Below are 13,463 nucleotides of genomic sequence, written 5' to 3'. Positions count from 1 at the left end.
TGGGCTACATCGGAATTTACGCCTGTGGAGTGTCACAGCAAACTGTAGTAGCAAGTGATTAGCGAGGCAGGGCACGTAGAAGCAGGAATACTCTAAGAATATACATTTGTCTATATTTTTAGTAGCAGAACATCATGAAATACAAAGTTATATTATTCGACGTAGACGATACATTATTAGATTTCCCTGAAACGGAAAAATACGCATTACATAATGCGTTTGTACAATTTGGTATGCCTACAGGCTATAATGATTATCTTGCAAGTTATAAAGAGATTAGTAATGGATTATGGAGAGATTTAGAAAATAAAATGATTACGCTAAGTGAATTAGCGGTAGATCGATTTAGACAATTGTTTGCACTGCATAATATAGAAGTAGATGCGCAGCAATTTAGTGATGTATATCTTGAAAATTTAGGGAAAGAAGTACATCTTATTGAAGGTGCAGTGCAATTATGTGAGAATCTACAAGATTGCAAGCTAGGCATCATTACGAATGGATATACGAAGGTACAACAATCTAGAATTGGAAATTCGCCTTTAAGTAACTTCTTTGATCATATTATTATTTCTGAAGAGGTTGGCCATCAAAAACCAGCACGTGAGATTTTTGATTATGCGTTTGAAAAGTTTGGGATTACGGATAAATCAAGTGTACTAATGGTTGGAGATTCGCTCACTTCTGATATGAAAGGCGGAGAAGATTACGGCATTGATACGTGTTGGTATAATCCGAGTTTGAAAGAGAATAAGGCAAGTGTTAAGCCGACTTATGAAGTGGAGAGTCTGCTGCAAATTTTAGAACTTGTAGAAGTGGCGGAAGAAAAGGTAGTTTCATTTTAATTGTGTCGATATTTGTTGATAAATCGATATTCTTTGTCGGATCGTCGATATATCGAAAAAATCGTTGATATATTTTGAATTGCTGCGGTCAATTTAGGAAAGAGCTGTGTAACAACTAGAGGTGAAAAAAGGATGTTAACGTTTTTATTTGAGTTAGACAAGAATATCCCACAGAAGGATGAGCCACGGTATGATGCTTATGCAAAGGGCTTTATCGAAGGGGATATAACGATTCGCGTGAGTGACAGCGTACTTTTTCAAAAGTCACGTATGAAGATTGCAGAGCTAGGCATTTATTTAGGACAGTGGATGGAGCAAGTGCAATACGGGCAGAACGTACATATGAATTATGAAACGCCTGACCGTGATGAGACAATTCTTAGTTTCTTCTATGAAGAGGACAATCAGTGGAGGGTTTCTTCCAGCTGGCAACAATTTGAGCTTCAGGAATGTATCTCTACTACAACAGTAGTGGAGAGTGTTCAACGCTATTTATATGAGTTAAATAAAGAACTGCGCGCAATAGAATATCCTGTGACGTTTGATCAGTACTTAAGAGGAGAGCGAGTGATGCAGCTTTCTTACAAACGACTGTGTGATAGTAAAGCGGATACGGTGCCTATTGAGGTTTACAATGAAAGCGAAGAAGTAGGCGTAGTACGGGGCTATTATAAAAATACGTTGATGAGAGTGCTAGACTTCATTCCGAAAGTCGGTAGTAATATCATTTATGAAATAAAGGATAGTAAGGACAATATTCGCGTCATTGCAAAGGATGTAAGTAGGCAGCGTCAAAGAAGAATTTTAGTAACATATAAAGATAATCATGATGCAGAGCATGAAATACTTGTATGTGACGGAAAGTTATTGGATGCAAATTTCTTATTTACCTTTACATATAAGAAAGAAGAATATGTTGTTCATAAAACTACTTTTGGGATGGGAAAGTTATTACGAAATGGCTATGTAATCGCAGATTGGAATATTCGTCTTGAGGAAGATATGTATGATATTGAGATGAATGTATATGATGAGGGTTATATAGAGGATCAATATTTACTATTGGGCGTATTTCATGCGGTTTTGTATGGGTGATAAATGAAAAATACCGGTATTCTTTGTGAAAAGAATGCCGGTATTTTTTATTCATCCTCAAAAATAAAAACTTCATCAATCGTACTATGAAGTGCCCTCGCAATATCGTGAGCAAGCTGCAAGGAAGGATTATATTTTCCTTTTTCGAGATGGTTAATTGTTTCACGACGTACACCAACTTGTTTCGCTAAATCTTCTTGCGTCATGTTCAATTTGGCGCGGTATTCTTTTATTTTCGTTACGAACGCCATGGTACATCATCCATTTCATCAACTGGTTTATCGTAAAAGAACATAGAGAATCCGAACGTAAGAATAAGTGTGCCGAAAATAAGAGCGATATCAATTTCTTGTAGCACCGGGTTTGGAAATAACATTTCAATGAACATAATGATAGCGGTAGTTAGTAACGTAACGATAAAGGCATTGCGGCACGATTTATTGACGATTTGTTCAAATAGTTCATCGTGTTGAACCGTTCTATACGTTGTGAAAAAAGAGAAGAAACAGAACATAGTAAACAATCCTTTGTCGTAAAAAAAGCCGAGGAAGCCAAAGAAACCGAGAAATCCTAAATATTTAATCCAAGTTGTTTTCACGATAGATTCTCCTTTCAATGTTAGAAATAATTCACGTTATGTTATAAATATATCACATATAAAAATGTATAGTAATAATAGTTTTCCAATTCTTTTCATAATAATAGTAAAAAGAGGAAATATACTGCGAAATAAAGAGGATAATATTGTAAAATGGTTGTAAGGAGGGGGAGGAAGGTATGCTAACTTGGATCATGATCGTTGTATTACTTGTAGTCATTACTGTAGTGGCGACGGTGTTAATTGGGCGAAAGGGTGATGCAAATTATAGTAAAGCGACAAAGGGGAATATTAGAAGGCTTACGATGATTTATATGATACTAGCTGTCGTTTTAATCGTTGGATTAGGTCTGTATATTTATTTCAAAGGTTAAAAACTGAAAAATACAAAAATAAAAAAATATAAGTATGCTATAATGTTAATATAGTTATTTGGTAATTAAGGAAGGGATTGGATGTAATGATTGAAATTACGAATGTGTCAAAAAGTTATAATGGGTCTACCTATGCAGTAAAAGATTTAAGTTTATCAGTGCCTAGCGGAGAAATCTTTGGATTTTTAGGACCGAATGGTGCGGGTAAATCAACGACAATTAAGATGATTACTGGTATTCATGGGGTGGACAAAGGGACGATTACGATTAACGGTATAGATATTATGAAAAATCCGATGGAAGCGAAAAAGACGTTTGGTTATGTCCCAGATAGTCCAGATATGTTTTTACGATTAAAGGGAATTGAATATTTAAACTTTATGGCAGATATGTATGAAGTGCCGAAAGAAGTACGCCAAGAACGAATTGAGTCTTTAGCGAAGAAATTTGATCTTTATAATGCATTATCGGATCAAATTCAAAGTTACTCGCACGGTATGAGACAAAAGATTGTTATTATTGGTGTGCTCGTGCATGAGCCAGATGTATGGATTTTAGATGAACCGTTAACGGGGCTTGATCCGAAATCTGCATATATTTTAAAAGAAATGATGAGAGAACATGCGGATAAAGGAAAGATTGTATTCTTCTCTACACACGTATTAGAAGTGGCAGAAAAATTATGTGACCGCGTCGCGATTATTAATAAGGGAAATCTGCAGTTTAAAGGGAATTTAGATGAAATGAGAGATCATTTTAAATCCAACGAATCACTTGAAAAAATGTTCTTGGAGATGACGGGCAATGAGTAAAATTTGGACGTTAACGAAAGTATTATTGAAATTAAATTATGCAGATTTTATAACAGATAAGAAGAAGCGATGGGCGTACGTATTTTCATTTGCAGCTATTTTATTTGTCGGCTTTTTACTGTTTGGTTCTATCACGCATGCAATGTATGAGGGAATGATACATTTAGGGCAAGATCCAGGAATGATTATCGCAATGGGACTTGCGATTGCGAGTATATGGGTATTTTTAATGAGTATTACGAACATTTTAACTGTATTTTACTACAGCAATGACATTGAAATGTTATTACCATTACCATTAAAACCAGCGCAAATTATTTCAGCCAAATTTTTAACGGTATTAATTACACAATACGTAATGAGTTCATTTATTTTATTACCAATCTTTATTACGTACGGTTTAAAAAGTGGCGCGTTTATTACATATTACATATATATGATTTTTATTTACTTACTCTTCCCGATTGTGCCGTTAGTACTAGCTTCGTTACTGATGACAGTTATTATGAGGTATACAAATATAGCGAAAAATAAAGACCGAGGAAATATATTTATTGGAATCGTAAGTATACTATTTATTGTAGGAATTAACGTATTTTTGCAGTGGAAAAATAAAAGTTCGTTTTCTGAAGATGCAATTGCGGATTACCTTGCAAACAACCAGTCTTCTCTTTTAGTACAAATGACAAACTATTTTCCAACTACATATTTTGGAGCAGTAGCATTAGTAGAAAATGCAAATTGGAAGGGTCCTTTATACGTAATCATCTTTGCAGTTATTTCATTTGTATTTTTTGTGTTGTTTTATTACATTGCAGAGCGTACATATTTAAAAGGGGTTATTGGACTTTCAACGAGTACAGCAAAAAAAGAAGTCATTTCAGCAGAAGGCTTACAGAAATCTACGGTACAAAGTTCACATTTGAAAGCATATGTGAAAAAAGAATTTAAAACGTTATTCCGTACACCACAATTTTTCTTAAATTGTATCGTACAAACTTTCGTTATGCCGATTATGTTGTTCTTCATTTTATTCGTGCAAGATGGGAATTTAAAATGGATCACGGGATATATTGATAATCCAAAATCAGCAGGTCTTGCAATTGGCGTTGGCCTTTGTGCCTCTCTATTCTTAATGGGAAGTAACGTCATCGCAACAACTTCATTCTCACGTGATGGAAGCTCTTGGTTTGTGAATCGATATTTACCTGTAAAAGCTTCGGATATCTTTTTTGCAAAAGCAATCACAGCTTGGTTAATTAATGTAATTATTTTAGCAGTGTTCGGTATTACGATGGCAGTTGTAGCGGGAATTTCTCCTGTTTTCATGTTACTGTGGTTTTTACTAAGTGCGAACGGCTTACTGTTAATTAATTTAATTGGTACACGCTGGGATGCACAAACTGCAGATATACATTGGGATACAGAGCAGAAATTATTTAAGAGCCGCTATACAACTTTGTGGAATTTTTTAGCTAATATTTTAATAGCTTTAGTTATTGTAGCGGGAGTAAGTTTATTATACTTCTTCCTTCATGTCGGACTGTGGGTTATGTTTATTGTTTTATTTGTAATGTTTGCGATTGTAAATTATATCTTTATTAAAATTTTAAAATTAGGTGCAGAACGTATATTGTCAAATATTGAATAAAAAGATAGATCCTCTGTATTCGTGCAGAGGATTTATCCATAGGTGGAGGAGAAAAGGTGAAGAAAATAGCAATTGTAACAGGGGCCACTCGTCTGAATGGAATTGGTGCAGTTGTATGCAAGGTGCTTGCTCAAAAAGGAATAGACATTTTTTTCACGTACTGGTCTCAGTATGATAAAGCGATGCCGTGGGGAATGCATGACAAAGAGCCCTTTTTGTTGAAAGAGGAGATTGAAAGTTACGGTGTTCGATGTGAAATGGCAGAAATCAACTTATCGCAGTCATATTCGCCAAATCGTTTGTTTTATATGGTATCAGAACGGTTAGGCGATCCATCTATTTTAATTAATAATGCAGCGTATGCTACTCATACGAGAATTGAGGAATTAAATGTAGAACAGTTAGATAAACATTATACGGTTAATGTTCGGGCTACTATGTTATTAAGTTCATTATTTATAAAACAGTATGCAAGCAAGGCGAGTGGAAGTATTATTAACCTTACTTCAGGACAGTCACTAGGGCCGATGCCTGATGAATTAGCATACGCAGCAACGAAAGGAGCAATTGAAGCATTTACAAAATCAGTAGCACCAGTTGCGATGGAGAAGGGGATTACAGTAAATGCTGTTGATCCAGGACCGACGAATACAGGATGGATTACAGAGGAGCTGAAGCATCATTTAGTATGGAAGTTCCCGCAAGGTAAAGTAGGAGAGCCGGTGGATGCTGCGCGCTTAATATCTTTTTTAGTAAGTGAAGAAGCGAAATGGATTACGGGGCAAGTTATTCATTCGAATGGTGGTTACTCATAAATATATTATGTTAACAATTGTTGAGAAACAAAAAAACGAAAGAAAATTTTATTTTTTTTGTATAAATAAAATGTCAAGAAAGATAAAAATTTGATAGAAGAGTATATCGTCATATGAAGATCGTAATTCTTCATGTGACAATATACTCTTTTTCTTTTACTACAGAGAAGAAAAATGAAGTAGAAGAAACTCGAATATTCAAATTGATTTATCAGTTTTTGTACGTATTATTATGAAGATTACTGTCGGAAAGATGGTAATTCGTATGAAAAGGGATTTTTTAAGGGGAAATCGAATCGTAAAGGGGAGGATAAAAACGTAAACATAGGGGGATTTATATGAAAATGAAAAAGGTCGCTATCGCATCGATAACAATTGGTACAATGCTTACTATGGCAGCTTGTAGTCCGTCAGCAGATAAAGAAACAGAAAAGAAAGAGCAAGTAACTGCGCAAAATGAAGGAGAAGTAAAAACGACAAGTGCAGATGAAGCGTCAAAAACAACGAAAGATACTGAAAAAGAAACAAATACTTCTTCCAACGAAAAAACAGATAAAGGTGCAAAAAATACGAAAGAATCATCAGGAACAGAAAGTAACGGTAAAACGTCAACTCAAAACGAGAATGTAAAAACAAAAGAAAAAGAGACGACAGGAAAAACAAATGATCAAACGACTAGTGGGAAAACAACAGATCAAAGTACAAGTGCAAACTCAGACGGAAAAACAACGAAAGATCCGAAGAAAAACGTAGCGGTGAAAACAAATGTAAAAGAAGTTGCGGCATTAATTGATAGCTTAGACAAGCAATTAGCTGCTAATCCGAAATTAGAAACAGTAAATAAACTTGGAAAACAAATTAATGCAAAGTGGGATGTAATTGAGAAAGAGTTAGAAACATCACACCCAGCTGAATCTAAAACAATTGGACAAAGTATGTATCCGTTAATTGTAGGAGCGGAGAAAGAAAAGATAGATATTAATAAAATGAAATCATTAACGACGAAAACGAAAAAAGATTTAAATCAATTATTAACAAAACTTTCGTAGTTTCAAAAGCCTACTTGTGGGAGTAGGCTTTTTTTATGTGGAGAGTGTAATGAAGGTTTATGGGAATCATAATGAAAAAGGATGGTGATAAAAATGACAATCGATCGAATTTGTACAATTGGGCCAGCAAGTAATAATAAAGAAACGTTAGCGCAGTTAATAAGCAATGGTATGAAAATTGTTCGGCTAAATTTATCACATGGGACGCATGAAAGTCATAAAGATATCATTCGTTTAGTGAAATCGTTAGATGATTCTATTAAAATTTTAGGCGATGTACAAGGTCCTAAAATAAGGTTAGGTGAAATAAAAGGAGAACAAATTACACTTCAGGCGGGAGATTCTTTTATTTTGCATACGCAACCAGTTACAGGGAGTAGTACGGAAGCAAGTGTTGATTATGAAGGAATCGCGAATGATGTGAAAGTTGGAAGTAGAATTTTAGTTAATGATGGTGAAGTTGAGTTAATCGTTGAGAAAGTAAGTACGGATAAAATAGAAACGAAGGTGAAAACAGGTGGTAATATCTCATCTCATAAAGGGGTGAACTTACCAGGCGCAATCGTTCGTTTACCAGCTATTACAGAGAAAGATAAAAAAGATATTCAGTTTCTTTTAGAAGAAGGTGTTGATTTTATCGCATGTTCTTTCGTAAGAAAACCTAGTCATATAAAAGAAATACGAGATTTCATACAACAGTATAAAGAAACGTCACCTAATTTAATTGCCAAAATAGAAACGATGGAAGCGATCGAGAATTTTCAAGATATATGTAAAGAAGTAGATGGAATCATGATTGCAAGGGGAGATTTAGGAGTTGAGTTACCGTTTCAAATCATTCCGCTCTTGCAAAAAATGATGATTCAAGAATGTAATCGAACGAATACATATGTTATTACAGCGACCCAAATGCTTCAATCCATGGTAGATCATTCGATTCCAACAAGGGCTGAGGTAACGGATGTGTTTCAAGCTGTACTGGACGGAACGAATGCCGTTATGCTTTCTGCTGAAAGTGCATCAGGCGAGCATCCGGTTGAGAGTGTAAAAACATTACGTCTCGTTTCTGAATTTGCTGAGCATGTGAAAAAAGACGGTTCTTTTATGATGAAAGATGTACTGGAATTACTACATAAGTCTTTGGATGCGTGATAAATAAAAAGAGGGCGGATATGCATCCGTCCTCTTGTGTTTCATTTCTATTCTTGCTCTTGCTCATCCAAAATCTTTTCAAACGCAGCAGATACTTTCTCAAATTCCTCGTCATTTTCAATGTATGAGAATTCACTATCTTCTTCTACTTTTAAAAAGAAAATATCAATGTCTTCCTCGGTTTCTGTTTGGATATCTTCAACAAAGGCAACGGCAATATATTCTGCGCCTTCGACATCCATCGCTCCGAGCACTTCTACTTCTTGCTCTTCGTTATTCTCATCACTAAGCGTAAACACTTCGCCAACTTCAATATCAGACATATTCATTCTCCTCCTGTCCAACTCTAATAAATAGAGTGTTTAAACTGCATACATACTAATATAGTTTTCCATGAAAAACCAATTTCATACATAGGAAAAATTAAATTCTACTTCTTTCGTATGGGTATGCAGCTATAAGGAGCGCATGTTATCTTATTAAATCCATTCAACAATTGCATCCATAGTCTGTCTTGTTTTATCACGCTTTGGCTCTTCTTTACGGTAACCAAAAGCAACCATAACTGATACTTCAACATTATCGTCTTTTATAATGCCTTCTTGACGAAGTAAAGAATCTACTTTCTCTTTATCAAATCCTTCTATTGGACAAGAATCAATACCGATTTGAGCTGCGCTCGTCATCATATTACCTAAAGCAATATAAGTTTGCTTAGATGCCCAATCAAATACAGCACGATCGGATTGTAATAAGTTAAAATCTGTCTCCTGGAACTTTTTGAAAAATTCATATCTAATTTTTTGAGTGTCTTCAGGTAATTCAATAATATCATTCATCATATGTTTAATATACTCTGCATCATAATGCATATCTTTAATGTTTCTTGAAAGAACAATGACAAAGTGACTAGCTGTTGCAAGTTGCCCACCAGCGCCCCATGAATACGGTTGTAGTTTTTCTCTTAATTCTTTATTTTGTACGACAATAAATTTCCAAGGTTCATATCCAAAAGAAGAGGGAGATAATCTGCCTGTTTCTAAAATGAAATGAAAATCTTCTTCTGAAATTTTGTGCATGGGATTGAACTCTTTACATGCGTGTCTGAAATGAAAGGCCTCCATAATTTTCTCTTTTGTAATTTCTTTTGTATTTGTCATAAAAGTTCCTCTTTTCATTAATTTATTTTGTAAGTAAATTATATTTTTAAAGTAACATAGATACAAGTACGCACATTTATGTGTTATAGTATCAAAAAAGATACTATTGGTGAGGAAGGGATTTATGATGGATTGTTCAAACGAAAATAATATAAATTACCCGTTTTTAAATAAATATTCTTGTCCAGTGGAAGCTATGGTTGAGGTTATTGGCGGAAAATGGAAAGGAGTTATTTTGTATCATTTATTAGATGGTACAAAGAGGTTTAATGAATTAAAAAGATTAAAACCTAATATCACACAAAGAATGTTAACATTGCAGCTAAGGGAACTCGAAGCGGATGGCATTATACATCGTGAAGTGTACCGTGAAGTACCTCCAAAAGTAGAATATTCGCTAACGGAGCTTGGTGAATCACTTCGTCCAATGATTCTATTAATGATGGAGTGGGCGACTCATAATATGGAGAAAGTTTTGGAGAGTAGGAATGCACAAAATAATAGTAAATAGTTGAATTTGGTATAGTAGAGAGAACGGATGAGAAGTGATGTTAAGAAATAATATTATTGCACTGCTGATTCCTCTTTTTATTGGCGTTTTCAGGTGGTTATTATCAAATTTCACAAATATATTAAATACGCGTAGTTTTGAGTAGAGTGTAATTATTTTATGTAAACTAATTATTGAGTTGCTCTCATCTATATAAAAACTTGTATACGTAATTCTATAATGGTAGGAAGGCGCTTTTAGTTTAATACATAATACATCCATTGCTTTTAGGGAACAGTAATTCAAAACTTAAAACAATGGAGGTTATACTAATGCAAAAAGTACTTTTTTCTTTCTTTTGTATATTTTGTTTCGTAATTGGAAGTTCTTTCACTGTTCATGCTTTTTCTCCAAAGCAGTTGCCGGTTTCTCAAACGTCAGATCGATGGAAAATAGAAATTAAGAAACCTGATAAAAAAACTAGTTTAGTTACATCTAAAAAGGATGTTTTTGATACGTATGGTTTCGAGGTTCAAGATATTGGGAAGGACGCTTATCATGTAACCGTTGAAGTATTTCGAAATGAACCACATTCTCGAACGAAGTATGAACTTTTCACTTCTAAAAAAGATCATGTGTTAAGTAAAGAAATTGCTTTTAATCATGCGAATTTTCCTATATCCGTTCAGTCTAATGAACTTGAAGTTATTATAACTTGGCAAGAAAAGCCTTCTAAAGTGTTGGAAAATGGACAAAAAGACTGTGAGGCGGAAAGAAAGTATAAACAGACATTTATATTTAAACAAAATTAAATTGTGCGAAAAAACTCCATTATTTTTAATGGAGTTTTTTATTTTAACATTTACATTTTGAAGACACTTCACAATCATAACGTAGTAGGCGTATTAAAATACTTATTTAGTGTATTGTCTTTTAAAGAAGAAAGCGGAACCTTTACCTCACTACCTTCCTTCATATTCCGCAGCACAACAGTTTCTGTACTAAGTTCTTCTTCCCCAATAATAAGCACATAAGGGATATTCTCTTTATTTGCATAATTAAGGGCGCGTTTTAATTTGCGTCCCGCTAGTTCGAGTTCGATTTTTAAGGAAGTGGTAGAACGTAATTGCTGAGCGATTTGTAAGCATTGTAATTCTGTTCCGAGCGGGATGATAAATATATCCGCTGTAGATGATACTGTTTCTTTCTGTGATAGTGCTGTATAAATAACGTCTAAACCGAATGAAATACCGACTGTTGGATAGTTCATGTTATCGCCACGGAATGCTCCAATAATATTATCGTAACGACCACCGCTACCGATGCTAGATGTAATCGAGCCATCTTTTAAAAAGATTTCATATACAGTACCTGTGTACATTGTGAGTCCTCGTGCTAAAAATGGATTAAATATCGTATTCTCATTTATTCCAAGAGCGATTAAATATTGCTGTAATTGTTGTAATTCGTTTACCCCATCTGCAACGAGTGGATTATTGAAAGCTTCTTTAAAGTCAGCAATTGAAAGCTGTAGACAAGATAATACGGTATTACATATCGTATCAGCCATTTCTTCAGAAATTCCGCGCTCAAGTACATCTTTCCGTACACCATCAATCCCAATCTTTTCGATTTTGTCTAATGATAAAATGACGTCACTCGTTCGTTCAGTAGGGATGTTAATAGACTGGAGAATACCGTTCAACAATTTTCGGTTATTATATTGGATCGTTACTTCTAAGTTTAACGTTCGGAACAGTTCAAACGCCATGCTCATAAGTTCCGCTTCTGCCATGACAGATTCAACACCGACAATATCAACGTCACATTGTATAAACTCACGAAATCTCCCTTGTTTAATAGGGCCATCTCGAAATACTTTCCCAATTTCATACCGTTTAAAAGGAAGGCGTATGTTTGGATTCATTGCCACAACTTTTGCGAATGGAATTGTCAAATCGTAACGTAAGGCAAGTGCGCGTTTTCCTTGATCCTGAAGTGTATATATTTCTTTTAATATTTCATCACCACCGCCGTACTTGTAAGACATAAGCTCATACATATTTAATGTCGGCGTTTCTAACGGTTTACATCCGTATCGTTCAAACGTGTCTTCGCACGCTCTTTTAATTTTATTTCGTAGTACTTGTTCCTCTGGTAAATAGTCTTTCGTTCCTTTTACATTTCTCATTTCCATTGTAATCACTCCTTTTTAAATTAAAAAAAGCTATGCAGGTATAAAAATACCCACATAGCTTTATGAACGCTTCGTGGGTCAACAGGAAAAGCCCTGTACCCACGAAGAAAAATTTTTCTTCGGATACACGGCGTTACGTATGATGATGAAGTTGGAAAGAAGTATTAAAATTTTGCATTACAAATCTCTCCTTAACATAAGTTTTTCCAAATTATATCAGATGATTTTTGAATTATCAATATTTTTAGTTTTGAAAAATACGTGAAGTTATGTAGGAGAAATGGAAAAGGGTGTATAATAAAACTTAATAATATGAAATAACTTTTTAAGGAGAACGTTATGAAAAAAGATAAAACAAATGCGATGCGAATATTAGATAAAGAAAAAATTGAATATTCGATGATGTCATATGATCCAGACGATGGAAAAATTGATGGCGTATCAGTAGCCGAGAAAATTGGACGAGAAGTGAGAGAAGTATATAAAACGTTAATCGCTCAAGGAAATAGTAAAAATTATCATGTGTTTATCATCCCGGTAGATGAGGAACTAAATTTAAAAGCTGCCGCAAAAGCAGTAAGTGAAAAGAAAATTGAAATGATTCCTGTAAAAGATATTACGAAAGTGTCAGGATATATTCGAGGCGGTTGTTCACCAGTCGGAATGAAAAAGTTATTTTCTACATGTATCGATGAAAGCGCCCAATCGCTTGAAACGATCATTGTAAGCGGCGGGAAAATCGGTATACAAATTGAGCTTAAAGTGGATGACTTGGCGAAAGTGACGAGAGCGCAGTTTGGTGAGATAACGAAATAATGATACATAGGGAAAGAAGTTCTAGTTTTATTTAATTTAGATAAAGATTTATAGGATAGTTAGTCCATTATGAGGGCGGATTATCCTTTTTTATTTACAAACTGGATAAACCAAATAAAGATTGAATGTTCAGTTTGATATAAACATATAATCTGAATCGTTTGTTTGGATTTTTGGGGACGACAAAGCCTCGGTGCGAGGACTTTAAATAAACAAGCAGAGTTACTCTTAAAGATAGACAAGTGACGGGAGAGTGTTTAATAGGGGTTCAAGAAATACCCAATCTTAGCTAGATGGCCATGTATCGGTACCCCACAATAAAAAGGCAGGGACATATCAAATATGTCCCTGCCTTTGATTTTAGAGACATGTTTCCTAACAGTTGATTTTGTTAACGAAAGTCGACTTT

16 protein-coding genes are annotated in these 13,463 nt (G+C 34.6%); 11 read left to right on the top strand and 5 right to left on the bottom strand.

Going from position 1 to position 13,463, the window contains the following annotated elements:
- The first annotated feature begins 134 nt into the window (after positions 1 to 134).
- Positions 135 to 845 (top strand): YjjG family noncanonical pyrimidine nucleotidase, encoded by a 711-nt coding sequence (locus BGI23_RS15980; protein ID WP_070806537.1) that lies wholly within the window; start codon positions 135 to 137, stop codon positions 843 to 845.
- A 132-nt stretch (positions 846 to 977) separates the two neighbouring features.
- Entirely contained in the window at positions 978 to 1,940 is a 963-nt protein-coding gene (locus BGI23_RS15975) for a tubby C-terminal domain-like protein (protein WP_070806536.1), read from the top strand.
- A gap of 47 nt (positions 1,941 to 1,987) precedes the next feature.
- Here BGI23_RS15975 and BGI23_RS15970 read toward each other — a convergent pair whose 3' ends face one another.
- Entirely contained in the window at positions 1,988 to 2,191 is a 204-nt protein-coding gene (locus BGI23_RS15970) for a helix-turn-helix transcriptional regulator (protein WP_000896291.1), read from the bottom strand.
- Positions 2,179 to 2,538 (bottom strand): DUF3796 domain-containing protein, encoded by a 360-nt coding sequence (locus BGI23_RS15965; protein ID WP_070806535.1) that lies wholly within the window; start codon positions 2,536 to 2,538, stop codon positions 2,179 to 2,181. The genes BGI23_RS15970 and BGI23_RS15965 overlap by 13 nt, the downstream gene beginning before the upstream one ends.
- Positions 2,539 to 2,717: 179 nt before the next feature.
- Between BGI23_RS15965 and BGI23_RS15960 the strand changes: the two genes are divergently transcribed.
- The 6 genes from BGI23_RS15960 to BGI23_RS15935 all read left to right on the top strand — a co-directional run bounded on the left by BGI23_RS15960 (position 2,718) and on the right by BGI23_RS15935 (position 8,391).
- Positions 2,718 to 2,912 carry a hypothetical protein gene (locus BGI23_RS15960; protein WP_070806534.1) on the top strand — a complete coding sequence of 65 codons (195 nt, stop codon included), beginning with the start codon at positions 2,718 to 2,720 and terminating at the stop codon, positions 2,910 to 2,912.
- Between the two features lie 86 nt (positions 2,913 to 2,998).
- Positions 2,999 to 3,724: an ABC transporter ATP-binding protein gene (locus tag BGI23_RS15955; protein ID WP_000570194.1), complete on the top strand. Its 726-nt coding sequence runs from the start codon at positions 2,999 to 3,001 to the stop codon at positions 3,722 to 3,724.
- Positions 3,717 to 5,375 carry a putative ABC transporter permease subunit gene (locus BGI23_RS15950; RefSeq protein WP_070806533.1) on the top strand — a complete coding sequence of 553 codons (1,659 nt, stop codon included), beginning with the start codon at positions 3,717 to 3,719 and terminating at the stop codon, positions 5,373 to 5,375. The genes BGI23_RS15955 and BGI23_RS15950 overlap by 8 nt, the downstream gene beginning before the upstream one ends.
- Before the next feature lie 56 nt (positions 5,376 to 5,431).
- A complete protein-coding gene (locus BGI23_RS15945) occupies positions 5,432 to 6,190 on the top strand; it encodes an SDR family oxidoreductase (protein ID WP_000716986.1) in 759 nt (252 codons plus the stop codon).
- A 338-nt stretch (positions 6,191 to 6,528) separates the two neighbouring features.
- Positions 6,529 to 7,239 (top strand): hypothetical protein, encoded by a 711-nt coding sequence (locus BGI23_RS15940; protein ID WP_044793186.1) that lies wholly within the window; start codon positions 6,529 to 6,531, stop codon positions 7,237 to 7,239.
- 81 nt (positions 7,240 to 7,320) lie between these two features.
- Complete coding sequence (locus BGI23_RS15935; protein ID WP_083322755.1) at positions 7,321 to 8,391, top strand: pyruvate kinase; 1,071 nt, start codon at positions 7,321 to 7,323, stop codon at positions 8,389 to 8,391.
- A gap of 47 nt (positions 8,392 to 8,438) precedes the next feature.
- Here BGI23_RS15935 and BGI23_RS15930 read toward each other — a convergent pair whose 3' ends face one another.
- Both BGI23_RS15930 and BGI23_RS15925 read right to left on the bottom strand, forming a co-directional pair.
- Positions 8,439 to 8,720 (bottom strand): DUF1292 domain-containing protein, encoded by a 282-nt coding sequence (locus tag BGI23_RS15930; protein WP_001997837.1) that lies wholly within the window; start codon positions 8,718 to 8,720, stop codon positions 8,439 to 8,441.
- A gap of 150 nt (positions 8,721 to 8,870) precedes the next feature.
- Positions 8,871 to 9,569 (bottom strand): NAD(P)H-dependent oxidoreductase, encoded by a 699-nt coding sequence (locus BGI23_RS15925; RefSeq protein WP_138321556.1) that lies wholly within the window; start codon positions 9,567 to 9,569, stop codon positions 8,871 to 8,873.
- Positions 9,570 to 9,678: 109 nt separating this feature from the next.
- Here BGI23_RS15925 and BGI23_RS15920 point away from each other — a divergent pair, with 109 nt between their 5' ends.
- Complete coding sequence (locus BGI23_RS15920; RefSeq protein WP_000340652.1) at positions 9,679 to 10,062, top strand: winged helix-turn-helix transcriptional regulator; 384 nt, start codon at positions 9,679 to 9,681, stop codon at positions 10,060 to 10,062.
- A 311-nt stretch (positions 10,063 to 10,373) separates the two neighbouring features.
- The gene (locus BGI23_RS15915) at positions 10,374 to 10,853 is read left to right on the top strand and encodes a hypothetical protein (protein ID WP_070806531.1); all 480 of its coding nucleotides are present in this window, start codon (positions 10,374 to 10,376) and stop codon (positions 10,851 to 10,853) included.
- 74 nt (positions 10,854 to 10,927) lie between these two features.
- On the opposite strand, the gene BGI23_RS15910 is transcribed toward BGI23_RS15915, so the two are convergent.
- Complete coding sequence (locus BGI23_RS15910; protein ID WP_070806530.1) at positions 10,928 to 12,238, bottom strand: histidine--tRNA ligase; 1,311 nt, start codon at positions 12,236 to 12,238, stop codon at positions 10,928 to 10,930.
- Positions 12,239 to 12,577: 339 nt separating this feature from the next.
- On the opposite strand from BGI23_RS15910, the gene ybaK reads away from it, so the two are divergent.
- Positions 12,578 to 13,054 (top strand): Cys-tRNA(Pro) deacylase, encoded by a 477-nt coding sequence (gene ybaK / locus BGI23_RS15905; RefSeq protein ID WP_044793177.1) that lies wholly within the window; start codon positions 12,578 to 12,580, stop codon positions 13,052 to 13,054.
- Positions 13,055 to 13,463 lie beyond the last annotated feature (409 nt).

Source organism: Bacillus sp. ABP14, from assembly GCF_001831375.1.
In the GTDB taxonomy this organism is placed as follows: domain Bacteria; phylum Bacillota; class Bacilli; order Bacillales; family Bacillaceae_G; genus Bacillus_A; species Bacillus_A paranthracis.
The sequence above is the reverse complement of the archived record's forward strand: the minus strand, read 5'-3'. Positions and strand labels throughout refer to the sequence as shown.